The organism is Glacieibacterium frigidum (assembly GCF_007097155.1).
GTDB classification, from domain to species: domain Bacteria; phylum Pseudomonadota; class Alphaproteobacteria; order Sphingomonadales; family Sphingomonadaceae; genus Glacieibacterium; species Glacieibacterium frigidum.
Map to the genome: position 1 here is coordinate 534,895 of NZ_VJWA01000002.1, position 14,634 is coordinate 549,528.

Here is a 14,634-nt window from a genome sequence, read left to right on the forward strand (position 1 = left end):
ATGATCGGCCACCTCCTCCTGCTCGCCGCGGCGTCGGTGCCGGTGGCCTTCGCCGAGCAGACCCCGCCGCCTGCGCCCGACTATGCCCTCGCGGCCTTCTGGGCGGCCGGACCCGCGGGTCCCGGGGCCAGCGCGGCGGTGCCCGAGGGTGCGACGCCGGCTGCCCGCCGGCCGCCGGCCGACGTGTTCTTCATCCACCCGACGACGTTCCGCACGACGACGCAGTGGAACCAGGATGCCGGCGACGCCGCGACCAATGCCTGGACCGACGCGAGCAGCATCGCGCGCCAGGCGAGCGCCTTCAACGCCTGCTGCCGGGTGTTCGCGCCGCGCTACCGTCAGGCATCGTTCCTCAGCAAGGACGACGGCCGCGACCGCGCGCTCGACCTCGCCTATGGCGACATCGAGCGCGCCTTCGACGTCTTCCTGCGCGCCAATCGCGGCCGCCCGTTCATCCTCGCAGGCCATAGCCAGGGCGGGCTGATGGTGGCGCGGCTTGTCGAGCGGCGCATCGACGGGACGCCGCTCGCGAAACGGCTGATCGCCACCTACGCGGTCGGCATGAACGTCGCCGAGGGCGAATTTGGTCGAACGATCAAGAAAGTGCCCATCTGCGACCGCCCGGCGCAGACGGGGTGCATGGTGCAGTGGAACGCCGTGCTGCCGAGCACAGATCTCGCGGCAGCGGCAAAGCGGTCCGAACAGGCCTATCTCGACCGCTTCCACGCCGAGGCGGGCAAGACCACATTGTGCGTCAACCCGCTGACCTTCGACCGCGCGCAACCGTCGGCCGATGCCGAGCGCAGCCGCGGCGCGGTGCCCGGCGATCCGGGTGCAGGCCCGATCCGGCCGCTGGTCCCGCACGCCGTCGCGGCACGGTGCGAGCAGGGGTTTCTGGTCGCCACGCCGAACCCGGCGCTCGAGCTGAAGGCGCTGCCCGGGGGCAGCCTCCACTATCACGATTTCGGGTTGTTCTATGCCGACGTGCGCGCCAACGCGGTGCTGCGGACGCAGGCGTGGCTGAAGGCGCGGCGTTGAAGCGAGCGGTTGTTCTGCTGGCCCTCGTACTGGCGCTGGCGGCCGGGGTTCTGGTCGCGGCGCGGCAGGGCTGGTTGACGCCGGGCGAGGCCGACTTGCGCGCCCGCTATGGCAGCGCGCAGTCGAAGTTCGTCACCATCGATGGCCAAGCCATCCACTATGTCGATCAGGGCGAAGGGCCGGCGGTTATGCTGGTGCACGGCTCGTTCGGCAGCCTGCGGATGTGGGACGACTGGGTGCGCGCGCTGACCCCCGGCCACCGCGTCATCCGCTTCGACCGCCCGTCAAATGGGCTGAGCGGGTCCCCGCCGGGGGGCAGGAGCGACGAGGCGAAGCTGATCGGCGACCTCGCGACGCGCCTTGGCATTGAGCGCTTCGACCTCGCGGCGACGTCGAGCGCGGGGGAGGCCGCCGCGGCCTTCGCGGCACGGCACCCCGAGCGGGTGCGCCGCCTGATCCTCTCGAATATCGCCGCGGGTCCGATGGGCGCGCGCGAACCGGATCATAGCTGGCGTTTCCGCGTGGCGCTCTGGGTCGACCAGTATCTCGGCGGCTGGCACATGCGCATGTTCTGGCGCGAGATCCTGAAGAAGAATTTCGCCGAGCCGGCGAAGGTCACGCCCGCGCTCGTCGCGGAGTGGAGCGACCTCAACAACCGCACGCAGTTCCATCGTCGCGCGCCGCGTGAACAGGGCGTCGTGCCGTTCGCGGGAACGCCCGCCGATCTCGCCGCGATCCGCGTGCCGACGCTGGTGCTGTGGTCGGACCGCGACCCCGAGACGACGCTCGACGTTCACGGGCGCGCCACCTTGCAGCGCCTAGGCTCGACCGACAAACGGCTGCGGGTCGTCGCGAACTGCGGGCACATGATGCCGATCGAATGCGGACCGCAGTCGGCGGCCGAGGCAAAGACATTCCTGGACGAAGGACGGACCGGATGAAGACCCTGATTATTCTGGCCCTTGCGACCGCGACCCCGGCCATCGCCGCCGGGGACCCCGCCGTCGGCGCGCGGCTGTTCCTGCAGTGCCGCGCCTGCCACACGCAGGGCGACCGCAACGGCATCGGGCCGAACCTCAGCGGCATCGTCGGGGCGAAGGCGGCGCAGCGCAGCGGCTATACCTACTCGCCGGCGCTGATCGCCTCGGGTCTCACCTGGACCCCTGAGAACCTCGACAAGTTCCTGACCAAGCCCGGGGTGCTCGTCCCCGGCAACAAGATGACCTTCCCCGGCATCGCGACGCAGAAGGGCCGCGACGACGTGATCGCCTATCTCGCGACCCTCAAGGCCAAGTGACGGCCGTCAGTCGAGCTTGATCAGCACCTTGCCGACGTGCGCCCCGCCCTTCAGGTACGCATAGGCGGCAGGCGCCTCGTCGAAGCCGAACACCTTGTCGACCACCGGCGCGATGCCGCTCGTCTCGACCGCGCGAAGCAGGCGCACCAGCATCGCCCGGCTGCCCTCGGCGATGCCCTTGATCGTCAGGTTCTTGCCGATGATCGTGCCGAAATTGGGCAGGCCGCTCGTCGCCGCCCCGCCCAGCCCGCCGATCAGCACGATCCGCGCATTGGCGGCAGACGCGGTGATCGACTGGCTCAGCGTCGCCTGCCCGCCGGTCTCGACGATGATGTCGGCGCCCTTGCCGCCGGTCTGTGCCAGCAGTTCGGCCGCCCAGTCGGGCGTCGTCCGGTAGTTGATGCAGATGTCCGCCCCCAGCGACCGCGCGAGGTCGAGCTTCGCGTCGCTCGACGAGGTGATCGCCACCCGCGCACCAGCAGCCTTGGCGATCTTGAGCGCATAGATCGAGACGCCCCCCGTGCCGAGGGCCAGCACCAAGTCGCCGGGCTTCATCGCACCGACCTCGACCAGCGCATGCCATGCCGTGAGGGCCGCCGACGCGAGGATCGCCTGCTCGTCGCTGACTGCGTCGGGCACCGGCATCAGCGCGACGCCTGGCACCTTGATCTGCTCGGCGAGCCAGCCGTCGTGGGTTATGCCGAGGTCGGTCGCGAAGGCGGACGGCGAGAAGTCGCCGTCGAGCCACGTCACGAAATGCGCGAAGATCGCCCGGTCGCCGGGCTTCACCGTCGTCACGCCCTCCCCCACCGCGACGACCTCGCCGATGCCCTCCGACATCGGGATCCGGTCCTCGGGCCGGCGCGCGCCGTACGTCCCTTCCAGCACGAGTAGGTCGCGGTGGTTGAGGCCGACCAGCCGTACCTTGAGCACGACCTCGCCGGGCCCCGCGACGGGGTCGGGCCGCGTCGTCGCGGTCAGCGAGGCGAGACCCGTCTGCGGGCCGATCTGATAGGCTCTCAACGTCGCGCTCCTCAGTTCCGCGGGGCCGCCGTGTCGGTGAAGTTCGCCCAGTCCTTCGTCACGAACCGCTCGTCGATCAGCGTGCGCTGATAGCATTCGCCGTCGCGGAACCACTGCCACGTGCGAGCGCGCTTGGTGCGGTCCTCGTTCACCTGGATCATCTCGTACAGATAGATCCCGGGCTCGGCCTGGCGCGTCCAGTTGAGGCAGGTCGAGCGGTTGTAATCGTCGGGCTGCATCGCCGCCGCCCAGCCGGTGATCAGCTCGTTGTCCCACCAGATCCGGCCATTCTCGTACCACGCCGGAAAGTCGCGGACCTCGACGCGGCCGTCTTCCCAGAAATAGTGATTGGTCTGGTGATATTCCTCCGCGCCGGGCTCGCCGATGAAGCGGCAGAACAAGCGCGAGCGGTGCTGGTCGGTCATCGCGCCGGTGTGCGCGTCATAATAGCGGTACCAGCCCTCCCACACGCCCTCGTTGCTGACGAGCAGCGGCATGGCTTCCCGGATGCCCGGCTGCGAGACCTTGTTGACCATGTGCTTTCCCCTTCGCTCAAAGATCGACGACGACCTTGCCCATCGATTGTCCGGACAACAATCGCTCGCTCGCGTCGTAGATTCCGGCAAGCCCCGTGAAGCGCGGTTCGTCGAAGGTGACCGCCAGCCGGCCTTCGGCATACAGCTGGAACATCTCCGCCCGCGCGGCGGGCCACAGCGGCGTCAGCAGGCCGTTCATGAAGCCGCGCACCGATGCGCCCTTGTAGTAGATGGCGTGGGCAATGCGGGGCGCGGTCACCACCTCGGGCCGCCCCTCGAGGTCCGACGCCGCGCCGCCGACGACGAGCCGGCCGTGCGGTGCGAGGTTCGCGAGGAAGGCGTCGAAGATCGTGCCGCTGACGGTGTCGATCGCGACGTCGAGCCCGCGCGGATATTCGGCGGCGAGAACCGCGCCAAGGTCCTCGGTCCGATAGTCGACGACGCGCTCGGCCCCCAGCGAGCGCACGAAATCGCCCTTCGCCGCGCCGCCGCAGACGCCGATGACGCGCGCACCGCGCAGCACCGCGAGCTGCACGCAGAAATGGCCGAGGCCCCCGGCGGCGGCCGAGACCGCGACGGTCTCGCCCGCCTGCACCTGCCCTACATGGTCGAGCGCGAGCAGCGCCGACACGCCGGTCGACGCGAGCGCCAGCCATTCGCGCGTCGCGGCGGGCGCCTTGATGAACTGCGCCTCGGGTCCGACGTTCGCCTCGCGGTAGCCGCCGCTGAAGCGCACCGTTGCCGCCGCATCACCGACCGCGAAGCCGGACACGCCGTCACCGACGGCGTCGACGATGCCGATCGCCTCGACTCCGGTAAAACTGGGCGGCGCGACCTTCACGTAATCGACCGCGTTGCGCGCGATCTGCGTGTCGAAGATCGCGTTGACCCCGCAATGCCGGTTGCGGACGCGGATCTCGCCGGGGCCGGGCAGTGTCAGCGGCAGGCGGACGATATCGACGGCGTCGCGGAAGGTCGGTGCGAAGCGTTCGAGCCGCAGCGCGCCATAGGTCTCGGTCATGGGCCGAAACCCAGCCCGCCGGGGTTGAACTGGCGGTCGGGGTCGGCGAACGCCTTGACCGTGTCGAGCAGCTCGCACGTCGCCTCGTCGCGGCTGGCGCGATAGTCGTAGGCACGGCCGATCTGGAAATGCGCGCCGCCATACTTGCGCGTGATCGCCTTCACGCCGGCGCGGGCTGCCGACACGACCGCGGTCGCGGCAGGATTGGCCGCCAGTTTCGGCAGGCCGGCGATATAGTTCGCGTCCATCAGCGAAGCATGCACCGGGCGATAGCCGTGCGGCCAGAAGAACACGGGCTCGATCGTCAGCGCGTTGGTGCTGAGCGAGGTGAACAGATAGCCCGTGGTGATGCCGTGCGCGGCGAACTCGGGCGCCATCGCGGCGAACATCGCCTGGATGTCGGCGAACATCGCCGGGCCGTTCGACAGCGACACCATGCCGTGGACGGGTGCCCAGCTTTCGCCGTCGGGGCCGAGCATTGAGTTCGGCACGGGAAAGGGCATCGCGCGGATCACGCGGGCGATGCTGTTCGGGGTCTCGACGCCGTCGAAGCGCTTGGCGATGGCGCGCGCTGCAGCGATGTCGGCGGCGACGCCCTCCTTCGACCGCCCCTCGGCGACGATGTGCAGCGGGTAATCGTCGGCGGCGATAAAGTTGCGGCCGCCGAGCGCGACCTTGGCGGCGGCGAGCAGCCCCTTGCCCAGATTGCCCTGCTTGCCGAGCACCGCGCCGAGCGTCTTGACGTCGCTGAGCAGCGACATGCGCCGCATCCGCACCTTCGTCAGCCCGGGGTCGAAGCCGCAGGTTTCGCACGCGATGCCGGCGCGTGCGATCTCGGCGAGCGCCCGCAGCAGCGCCTCGCCGCTCTTGAACGAGAAGGACGCATAATCCTCGAACGGCGGGATACGGATCAGGCGCAGCGTGACTTCTGCCTTGATACCCAGCGTGCCGCTGTCGCCGCAGAACAGCCCGGCGACGTCGGGGCCGTAGTGGCGGTAGAAAGGCGTGTCGCCGTCGGGACCGCGCGCGCCCGTACGCAGCACGCGCCCGTCGCCGAGCACCATGGTCAGCGCGATCATGCTCTCGGTCGAGGTGCCGTAGTGGCCGGCGCCGAACATCGCATTGCCCTGGCTCAGCCCGCCGCCGATCGTCGAGTAGATCCCCGACATCGGCCCCCAGAACGGCGTGCGCAGCCCCAGCGGCTTCAGCGCCTCGTTGAGCGCCAGCCAGGTGCAGCCGCCCTCGACGGTGACCGTCATGTCCTCTGCGCTGATCGCCAGCACGCGGTTCATGCGGCGCATGTCGAGCGAGACAGTCGTGTCGGTCTGCGGCAGGTACGACGCCGTATAGCTCATCCCGCCACCCCGCGGCGCGATCGCGACGCGGGCCTCGTGCGCCGCCGCGACGACGTCGCTCAGTTCGTCGAGCGACCCCGGGGCGACGATCAGCATCGCGGTCAGCGCGGCGGCTTCGTAGATGTCCTCGCTGTGCAGGCGCAGGCTGGCCTCGTCGTCGCGGACGTGGTCCGCACCGACGATGGCCGCGAACACGGCCTTCAGCGCCGCGGCGGGGCTGTTGGGCAGCGGCGCGGTGGCCACCGCGTGATCCTGTCGGCTGGTCATCGGCGAGCCATAGGCCGCACCACGCGCGCCGACAGGTCAAGAGGCGTTTCTATCCGCAGGTCGGATTGCATGCGGCGCGCCCTTGCCGCGCCGGCCCGGCCGGGGTCACGTTGCGCAGTCAGAACGGGATTAGCGCGACATGGCCAGCAGCATCGCTCAGGACACCGAAGCACCCGCCGATTTCGGCGAGTTCCGCCGCGGCTGGAAGGTCGTGCTGGCGTCGCTGCTCGGCATCGGGCTGGGGCTGTCGCCGATGCCCTTCTACACCATGGGCGTCTTCGCGCCGCACCTGTCGAAGGAATTCGGCTGGTCGATCGGGCAGATCATGGGCGGGCTCGCGGTCACCACAATCACCGTCCTCTTCGCCGCCCCCCTGGTCGGCGTGCTGGCGACGCGGATCGGCGTGCGGCGCGTCGCGCTGGCGTCGATGCTGTTGTTCGGGCTGGCGTTCATGACGATGGCGCTGTCGACCTCGTCGCTGACGCAGTTCTACGTGACCTGGGCGATCATCGCGCTGGTCGGCGCGGGCACGCTGCCGATCACCTTCACGCGCGCCGTCAACCACTGGTTCGACCGGCGCAAGGGATTGGCGCTCGGCCTGTCGCTGATGGGCACCGGGCTATTCGCGATGATCTGCAAGCCGTTCCTGGCGATCATCATCGCCGATCATGGCTGGCGCGCAGGTTATCTGGCGCTCGGCGCCCTGCCGCTGCTGATCGCGCTGCCGACGGCGTACCTGCTGCTCCACGATACCGACGACCATGAAGATGCGGCGGTGCGGACGACGACGCCGGGCGGCCTGACGATGCGCGAGGCGCTGCGCGACTGGCGCTTCTGGCTGATCGCCATCGCGCTGCTGCCGATCTCCTTCGCCCTGGGCGGACCGGTGCCGAACCTCGAGACGATGCTGAGCGAAGGCGGCATCGACGCCGGCAGCGTCGTCGCGCTGACCCCGCTGATCGGCCTGTTCGCGCTGATCGGGCGGCTGGTCGGGGGCTGGCTGCTCGACCGCTTCTGGGCGCCTGCGGTGGCGTTCGTCATCCTGTCGCTGCCGGCACTGTCATGCTGGCTGCTGGCCGGCGGCGGGCTCGACATGACGACCGCGGCCATCGCGCTCAGTCTCGTCGGCTTCGCATTGGGGGTCGAGTACGACGTCGTCGCATTCTTCGTGGCGCGCTATTTTGGGCTGCGCAGCTATTCGGCGATCTACGGCGCGCTGTACGTCTCGTTCGCGCTGGGCGGCGGTATCGGGCCGCTGGTGTTCGGCTGGGCTCATGACCGGCAGGGCAGCTATGACGCCGTGCTGATGGGATCTTTGGTCGTGCTGGTCATCGCATCGGCGTCGCTGCTCCTGCTCGGCCGCTACCGCAGCTATGCCGAGGAGGCCATCCGCCCATGATCGCCCTCGACAACGGCTTCGACGAAGCGACGGCGATCGTCCTCGACCTCGATGCGAGCATCGAGCGCCTCTGCCGGGTGTTCGGCTATACGCTGGTCTGGCGCGGCGATGCCGACCCCGGCGCATGCGCGCTGATGGGCATCGCCGAGGGCTGGACGGGGCACGAGGCGCTGCTCGGCGACCCTGCGCAGGAACGCGGGTTCATCCGCCTGTTCGACTTTCCGGGGCGCGAGCTGGGCGTCATGCGCGACGGTGCGCAGCCGTGGGACGCGGGAGGGGTGTTCGACATCAACATCCGGGCGCTGGGGCCGCTGGAAGCGCTGCACGCCCGGATGACCCGCGCCGGCTTCTGCGCCTTCGGGCCACTGACCGCGTGGGAGTTCGGCCCGCTCAGCGTCAAGGAAGTCGTGTCGCGCGACGCCGACGGGCTGGCGATCGCCACGATGCAGCGCGTCGCGCCCCCGCTCGAAGGCTATGAGAACGCCAGCGGCGACACCTCCTATGTCTTCAACTCCACCCAGGTGGTGCCCGACTTCGACGCCGCGAAGGCCTTTTTCGTCGATGCGCTCGGCTGGCAGATCGTCATGGAGTCGGCGTGGACGCACGAGGGCGGCCGCAACTGCCTGGGGCTGCCGATCGACCTCGCGCGCACCCGCGAGCTCCGCGTCGGCATCTACCAGTCGAACGGCCTCAACGAAGGATCGGTGGAGATCCTCTGCTACGGCGGCGAGGCGCTCGACTTTTCCGCTGCCCCCATCGGCCGCGGCTGGGCAGCGCTGCGTTTCCCGATGCGCGACGTCGAGGGGTTCATGGCGCGCGCCGAAGCCGGCGGGTGCACCATCGTCGCGCCGCGCCGAATCACCGTCGCGCCCTATGGCGAAGCGGTGGCGGGCGTCGCGATCACCCCATGGGGGGCGCGGCTGGAGGCCTATTGCCTGTGACCTGCCGCCCCGCAGCCGTGCCGGCGAGCCATCCCAGGGTCACCGCGGTGCACAGGCCCATCGCCGGCAGATAGCCCCAGTGCGCCGGCCCCGAGACGCTGCGCGCCGCGCCGCCGCCGGCGAACAGGTTCGGCAGCGCGCTGCCGTCGCCGCACAGCACGCGCGCCTCGCCGTCGATCTGCAGCCCGCCCTGGGTGTGATAGATCGCGCCGACCACTTTCAGCGCGCGGAACGGTGCCGAGGGGGGCAGGTCGCTGCCCCAGTCGCGGCCTAGCGGATCCGGAACCCCATCGCGCTGGGCGCTGCGTGCGGTGTCGAGCGTCGCCGCCAGCGCTGCCCCATTCACCCCGATCTGCGCCGCCAGCCCTGCAATACTGTCCGCCGTCCGCGCCGCGTTGAGCGCAACCAGCGCGCGGAAATCGGGGATATGTGCGCACCGCGCCTCGATACCCGCATCGTACACCAGCCAGCAGTAGCCGCCCGGTTGCGCCAGCACGGGGCGGACCATGCCGGCGATGTCGGCCATCTCGTCGGTGAAGCGCACGCCGTCCGCATTCACGATGAAGCCGCCCTCCATCAGCACGTTCGGCGGCACGCTGATCCCCTGCGGATCGGTGAGCATCGCATAGCCCTGGTACGCCCCCATGTCGGCGAGCTCGGCGCCGAGCCGGCGACCGATCGTCATGGCGATGCCCTGGCTGCCCTCGTGCCCGATGTTCCGCGCGTCGGCGACCTCGGGCAGGAACTCGGCGACCATCGCCCGGTTCGCGGCAAAACCGCCGCTGGCGAGGATCAGCGCGCCGCAGCCGATGCGCTCGATCGCCCCGCCCGGCCGCGCGATCTCGACGCCCATGACGCGCCCGTCGGGATCGGCGATCACGTCCGCCAGGCGGGCCTGCAGCATTACGTCGACGCCAGCCTCGCCGAGCCGCTGATGCAGCAGCGACACCATATCCGAGCCGCTGTGGTCGGGCCAGCCGTGCACGCGGAGGCGGCTGTTGCCGTAGGAAGGGCGAAAGGCGCGGTCGACCGTCCACGGCAGGTCGTGGGATTCCTTCAGCCAGTCGGCCGCCGGTCCCGAGCCATGAGCGATGGCGCGCGCGACGACGGGGTCGGCGAGGCCGCGTGATTTGGCCATGATGTCGGCGAAGAAGGTCTCGGCATCGTCGTCGATCCCGGCGGCCGCCTGGGCTTTCGTCCCCGCCGCGCAGAACATGCCCTGCGACATGCCCGTCGACCCCATCGGCCGGGCGTCCTGCTCGATCAGCAGCACCTCCGCGCCGGCATCGCGCGCCGCGAGCGCCGCGACACATCCGCAGGCGCCGCCGCCGACGACGAGCACCGGCACATCGGCGTCGAACGTCACTTTGCGCCTAGGCGCGCGGTCCGGCGGGCGGCGGCGGCACGGGCGGCGTCCAGCCCACGGGCACCGGTGCCGGCTGCTGGAAGCGCGCGTAATTCTCGAGGCTCGACAGCGACGGGCCGTAATCCTCGGTCGGCGCGCTCAGCCATTTCGCGTCCATCGCCCGCGCCTTCTCGCGCACGTCGGTGGCCACCCCGGCAACGCTCGGCACGGTGAAGAAACTGCAGTTGTAGACGACATGACCCTCGGCCTGGCCCATCAGCATCCACGGCAGCCACGGCGTGATGCGCGACCATGACCCGACATGGGGAACGTGCGTCAGGCGCGGGTTCGCCACGTCCTCGCGCTTGGCGACATAGGTGAAATGCTCCGACACGCGGTTCATCCAGCCCGACGATTCGCGCGGCCATTTGTCGGGGCGCAGCGCGTTCGGATACATCATGTTGATCCCGGTCTGCAGGACGATCGTGTCCTCGGGGCCGTAGCTCCAGTCGAGCAGATAGGGCCGCTTGGGCGGCTTGACCGTCTGCAGCCCGCCGTACGACGGCGGATCGGGGTAGAATTCACCGATGGTGAAGTTGAACGGGTCGTTGGCGATCGGCACGACGCGCACCGTCTCGTTGCTGTACGGGTTGAGCCAGCTGTCCATCAGCTGCCCGGTTTTCAGGTCGCGGTAGAAGACGATCTCGCGCAGCATCCGGCGCCAGCTGCCGTCGGGCAGGCGCTTGGTCCGGACGACGCTGAATCCCTCGACCCCGAACAGCGGGCGCACCGCCTCGTTGGGCCGCACCCCCATCGCCTGGCCCTTGATCCAGCCGACCTTCTCCTTGGTCGGGTCGAGATCGGCATCGAGCCGCACGAAGGTGTCGCGGTTCCACTTCGGGTCCTTGAAGTCGATCTTCGAGACGAAATCGACCTTGGGCGCCCCAAGCGCGGGCGCGGCGGCGAGCCCTGCGCCGAGCGCGGCCAGCCCCAGCCCGGCACGGCGCGTCAAAAGCAGTTCGGTCATGCGCGGCGCTCCTGTTACGCGATCCTTGCCAGACTGCGGCCGAGACCGTGACGGCGGCAACGTCGATCGCCAACAGTCTCCGCCGTGCGGATAGTGCACGCGCCCAAGCTGGGCACGAAGGCGGATTTGCTGTTCCTGAGCGCATGCATCGGCCTGCCGGACCTTCGCTGACCCGCCGCTCGGTCCTCGCCGGGCTGGCGGTCGCGAGCACTGCGGCGGCGGCACCCGCGCCACTGCTGCTGACCACCGCCGACGGGCGCATTTCGAGCGTGACGCGCTGGCCGGCGCGCGGGCGGCACCGTGGGGTCATCGGCTTCTCGCACGGAGCGCTGTCGGCGCCGTGGAAGTACGCGGCGCTCGTCGAGCCATGGGCGGCGGCGGGGTTCGAAGTGCTGGCGCCGCTGCATGTCGATTCGAGCGACCATCCCGACACCGCGCGCTATCCGGGCCTTGCCAGCTGGGCGGCGCGGATCGCCGACATGCGCGCGCTGGGGGCGCACATCGGCGACGTGCCCTGGGTTGCCGCGGGGCACAGCTATGGCGGACTGACCGCGCTGACGCTCGGCGGTGCGGCGGCGAGCGTGCCGCCGGGCGTCACCGGGCCGCTGCGCGCTAGCGGAGTCAATGCGGTGATCGCCTTCTCGCCGCCCGGCCCGATCCCCGGCCTGATCGATGCGCCCGGCTACGCGCAGCTCGGTGTGCCCGCGCTGATCCAGACCGGCGACCGCGACGTGCCGCCGGGGAGTACCGCCCCCGACGCGTGGCGCACCCATCTCGCCGCCTATGAGGCGAGCGCCGCAGGTGGCGACCGCTACTCGCTTGTCCTCGCCGGGGCCGACCATTATTTCGGCAACCTCATCTGCCGCCCCGAACGGACCGAGGCGCCGCAACGCGCCCAGCTCGACGCCGCCACCCGCGTCGCCGGGCTGTTCCTGCGCGGCTTCGGCGACGGGGACGCCAAGGCGCGCACCCGGCTCGACGGCCAGTTGTCGCCCACCCTGCCCGTCATGCTGATGCGCAAATGAGGCGCGCCTGGCTCCTCGCCGCGGCGCTGCTGCTCGGTGCCGCCGCCCCCGAGGGCGAGGCACTTTACCAGCAGCGCTTCGCCGACCTGATGCGCGACGGCGGCATCGTCACGCGCTACGACCCGATGGAGGCGGTGCCGGGCGCGCGTGGCTGGCGACCGATGGCGGTCACCGCATCGCCGTCGATCGACCCGGCGGCGCTGACCGCGGCCGCCGAGTACGCTGCTGCCAGCAAGGCGAGCGCCTTCATGGTGTGGCGCGGCGGCAAGCTGCAGGCGGCACGCTATTTCGGCGATGTCACCGCGGCCACGCCGCTGCTGTCGAAGTCGCTGTCCAAGCCGCTGTCGGCGATCGCCATCGGGCGCGCCATCGCGCTCGGCAAGATCAAGTCCCTCGACCAGCCGGTCACCGACTTCATCCCCGAATGGCGCGGCACGCCCAAGGCCGGGATGCTGGTGCGGCACTTGCTCGACATGCGGTCGGGGCTGTTGGAGCAGATGTTCAGCAATGACCCCGACCATCCGATCAACCGCGCCTATATCGACCCCGATCACGGCCGCTACATCGTCGATCATTATCCGCTGACCAGCCCGCCGGGGACGAAGTACGGCTATGGCAACGCGGTCTCCGAACTCGTCGCGCTGGTCATCGAGCGGGCCACCGGGCGCCGCTATGCCGACTTCATCGGCCGCGAGATCCTCGCGCCGATCGGTGCGCCGGGGGGCGAAATCTGGATCGACCGGCCGGGCGGGCTCGCGCATTCGGGCTGCTGCATGCGCCTGCCCGCCGAAAGCTGGCTGCGCCTCGGCATTCTGCTCGCGGACGACGGGGTCGCGGGGGGCAAGCGCCTGCTGCCGCGCGGCTATGTTGCCGCGATGGCGACGGGCACGCCGCAGAACCCGCATTTCGGCGCCGGCGTGTGGGTCGCCGGGCCCTATGTCGAGCGTCGCGGCTTCGCCGCGCCGGCGCGGCCCGGGCCGAAGATTCTGCACGGCGAGCCCTATCTCGACCGCGACCTGTTCCTGTTCGACGGCAACGGCTCGCAGGTCGTCTATATCTCGCGCGCGACGCGGCTCGTCACGATGCGGCTCGGCGATGCGCCGCCCAAGTCGCCCGAATGGGACAACAGCGTGCTGCCCAACCTGCTGATTCGAGGGCTTCGGCTGCGGCCGGGCGAAAGCCTGCCGCCGCCGCAAACTCCCTAGCGCTTCGCCGGCCGGACATAGCCCGGCGTTTCGGGCGGGACCGTCGCGGCGTAGTATTCCAGCGTGCCGAGCACGCCTTCGTCGGGGCCGTCGGTCGGTTCGCCGAACAGGTCGGGCCGGTCGCGCTCGACGCGCTTCAGCACGACCTTGGGTACGTCCTCGACGCCGCCGGTGATCTTGTAGCTATGCATCCGGCCCATCAGCACCCCGGGAACTCCGCTCTGTCCCATGCGCATCCACGGCCACCACGGCGCCTGCCTCATGAAGCCGGCGTGATAACGCGCCGATGTCACCGAGCGATCGTCGATCTCCGCAGTCGGCGTGAAGATGGTGAAATGCTCGGACGATTCACCCGCTTGCCGGTCGACGCCTTGGGCCAGCCTTCGGGCGTGACGGGATTGGTGTACTCGTGCGCGTAATCCCAGCCGAGCAGATACTGGTCGCCGATGCGCTGCCACGGCAGCAGGTAGGGATCGTCCGCCTTGACCTTGCCGCCGATGTCGTTGTTGGCGGTCACGCCGTCGCCGACTTTGAACACCTTGCGCGTCAGGCCCAGCGTGCCGCGGAACCTGTCGTTCAGGAACGGGAACACCTCGACGCGCTCGCCGGTCCAGGGATTGTCCCAATGGTCGATGATCTCGCCGGTCGCGAGGTCGGTGAAATAGCCGCACTCCTTGCCGGTGACCTTGACGCTGCCGTCGGCCAGGATGGTGTTGCGGATGTTGCCGAAGCCGCAATAGCCGAACAATGGCTTGGCACGCTGTGACCCGACGATCGCGTACTGGGTGCCCTGATAGCCCGAGAGTACCGCCTTCGGGCCAATCGTTCCCCACATCTTGGCAAAGCCGTAGAGGTTCTCGCGCGGGCTGAGGACGTCGAGCGGGACCACGCCTGGGCGAGATGTCGCGGCAGCGAGCGCCGGGGCCGCAAGCATGCCGCCGAGCGCGCTGCGCCGGCTAAGCCCGGCAAACCGGCGATTGAGGCCGTTATGAAAATCCTCGTAGAACATCGTGCGGCCCCCTTCGCTCGCCCGACGTGAGCCCCGCAGGGCGACGATGGAGAGAGGTTTCGCGGCTTTGGCCACGCTTCGGATAGTCCGTCGATAGCGCGGCTGGGCGGCGGCGATTGCTGGCACCTTGGCCTCCAGGGGAGAGT

At 69.9% G+C, this 14,634-nt stretch carries 15 protein-coding genes; 7 read left to right on the forward strand and 8 right to left on the reverse strand.

Going from position 1 to position 14,634, the window contains the following annotated elements; genetic code table 11:
- From FMM06_RS12080 to FMM06_RS12090, 3 genes are read left to right on the forward strand one after another with little or no spacing between them, the layout of a single operon-like run.
- Entirely contained in the window at positions 1 to 1,038 is a 1,038-nt protein-coding gene (locus FMM06_RS12080) for a DUF3089 domain-containing protein (protein ID WP_144237644.1), read from the forward strand.
- Positions 1,035 to 1,979, forward strand: coding sequence for an alpha/beta fold hydrolase (locus FMM06_RS12085; RefSeq protein ID WP_144237645.1), 945 nt, complete (start codon positions 1,035 to 1,037; stop codon positions 1,977 to 1,979). The genes FMM06_RS12080 and FMM06_RS12085 overlap by 4 nt, the downstream gene beginning before the upstream one ends.
- Positions 1,976 to 2,335 (forward strand): c-type cytochrome, encoded by a 360-nt coding sequence (locus FMM06_RS12090; RefSeq protein WP_144237646.1) that lies wholly within the window; start codon positions 1,976 to 1,978, stop codon positions 2,333 to 2,335. Before FMM06_RS12085 ends, FMM06_RS12090 begins: the two co-directional genes overlap by 4 nt.
- A 6-nt stretch (positions 2,336 to 2,341) precedes the next feature.
- Here the strand turns inward: FMM06_RS12090 and FMM06_RS12095 are convergent, their stop codons facing one another.
- From FMM06_RS12095 to FMM06_RS12110, 4 genes are read right to left on the reverse strand one after another with little or no spacing between them, the layout of a single operon-like run.
- The gene (locus FMM06_RS12095; protein ID WP_144237647.1) at positions 2,342 to 3,358 is read right to left on the reverse strand and encodes a zinc-dependent alcohol dehydrogenase family protein; all 1,017 of its coding nucleotides are present in this window, start codon (positions 3,356 to 3,358) and stop codon (positions 2,342 to 2,344) included.
- An 11-nt stretch (positions 3,359 to 3,369) separates the two neighbouring features.
- Complete coding sequence (locus tag FMM06_RS12100) at positions 3,370 to 3,894, reverse strand: DUF3598 domain-containing protein (protein WP_144237648.1); 525 nt, start codon at positions 3,892 to 3,894, stop codon at positions 3,370 to 3,372.
- A gap of 16 nt (positions 3,895 to 3,910) precedes the next feature.
- A complete protein-coding gene (locus FMM06_RS12105) occupies positions 3,911 to 4,915 on the reverse strand; it encodes a zinc-binding dehydrogenase (RefSeq protein ID WP_144237649.1) in 1,005 nt (334 codons plus the stop codon).
- On the reverse strand, positions 4,912 to 6,537 hold the full coding sequence (locus FMM06_RS12110) for an FAD-binding oxidoreductase (RefSeq protein WP_144237650.1): 1,626 nt from the start codon (positions 6,535 to 6,537) through the stop codon (positions 4,912 to 4,914). Before FMM06_RS12110 ends, FMM06_RS12105 begins: the two co-directional genes overlap by 4 nt.
- Positions 6,538 to 6,676: 139 nt before the next feature.
- Here FMM06_RS12110 and FMM06_RS12115 point away from each other — a divergent pair, with 139 nt between their 5' ends.
- Together FMM06_RS12115 and FMM06_RS12120 are read left to right on the forward strand one after the other, a co-directional pair.
- Entirely contained in the window at positions 6,677 to 7,936 is a 1,260-nt protein-coding gene (locus FMM06_RS12115; protein WP_144237651.1) for an MFS transporter, read from the forward strand.
- Entirely contained in the window at positions 7,933 to 8,877 is a 945-nt protein-coding gene (locus FMM06_RS12120; protein WP_144237652.1) for a VOC family protein, read from the forward strand. The genes FMM06_RS12115 and FMM06_RS12120 overlap by 4 nt, the downstream gene beginning before the upstream one ends.
- Here FMM06_RS12120 and FMM06_RS12125 read toward each other — a convergent pair.
- Positions 8,837 to 10,243 (reverse strand): FAD-dependent oxidoreductase, encoded by a 1,407-nt coding sequence (locus FMM06_RS12125; protein WP_144237653.1) that lies wholly within the window; start codon positions 10,241 to 10,243, stop codon positions 8,837 to 8,839. The genes FMM06_RS12120 and FMM06_RS12125 overlap by 41 nt on opposite strands.
- 7 nt (positions 10,244 to 10,250) lie before the next feature.
- Positions 10,251 to 11,249 (reverse strand): DUF1838 family protein, encoded by a 999-nt coding sequence (locus FMM06_RS12130; RefSeq protein WP_144237654.1) that lies wholly within the window; start codon positions 11,247 to 11,249, stop codon positions 10,251 to 10,253.
- A gap of 143 nt (positions 11,250 to 11,392) precedes the next feature.
- Between FMM06_RS12130 and FMM06_RS12135 the strand changes: the two genes are divergently transcribed.
- Together FMM06_RS12135 and FMM06_RS12140 are read left to right on the forward strand one after the other, a co-directional pair.
- Complete coding sequence (locus FMM06_RS12135; protein WP_144237655.1) at positions 11,393 to 12,274, forward strand: alpha/beta hydrolase family protein; 882 nt, start codon at positions 11,393 to 11,395, stop codon at positions 12,272 to 12,274.
- A complete protein-coding gene (locus tag FMM06_RS12140) occupies positions 12,271 to 13,479 on the forward strand; it encodes a serine hydrolase domain-containing protein (protein ID WP_144237656.1) in 1,209 nt (402 codons plus the stop codon). The genes FMM06_RS12135 and FMM06_RS12140 overlap by 4 nt, the downstream gene beginning before the upstream one ends.
- Here FMM06_RS12140 and FMM06_RS16835 read toward each other — a convergent pair.
- Both FMM06_RS16835 and FMM06_RS12150 read right to left on the reverse strand, forming a co-directional pair.
- Complete coding sequence (locus FMM06_RS16835) at positions 13,476 to 13,772, reverse strand: DUF1838 family protein (protein WP_235889294.1); 297 nt, start codon at positions 13,770 to 13,772, stop codon at positions 13,476 to 13,478. The two genes, FMM06_RS12140 and FMM06_RS16835, sit on opposite strands and share 4 nt — an antisense overlap.
- Complete coding sequence (locus tag FMM06_RS12150) at positions 13,769 to 14,614, reverse strand: DUF1838 family protein (RefSeq protein WP_144237658.1); 846 nt, start codon at positions 14,612 to 14,614, stop codon at positions 13,769 to 13,771. The genes FMM06_RS16835 and FMM06_RS12150 overlap by 4 nt, the downstream gene beginning before the upstream one ends.
- Between the last annotated feature and the right edge of the window lie 20 nt (positions 14,615 to 14,634).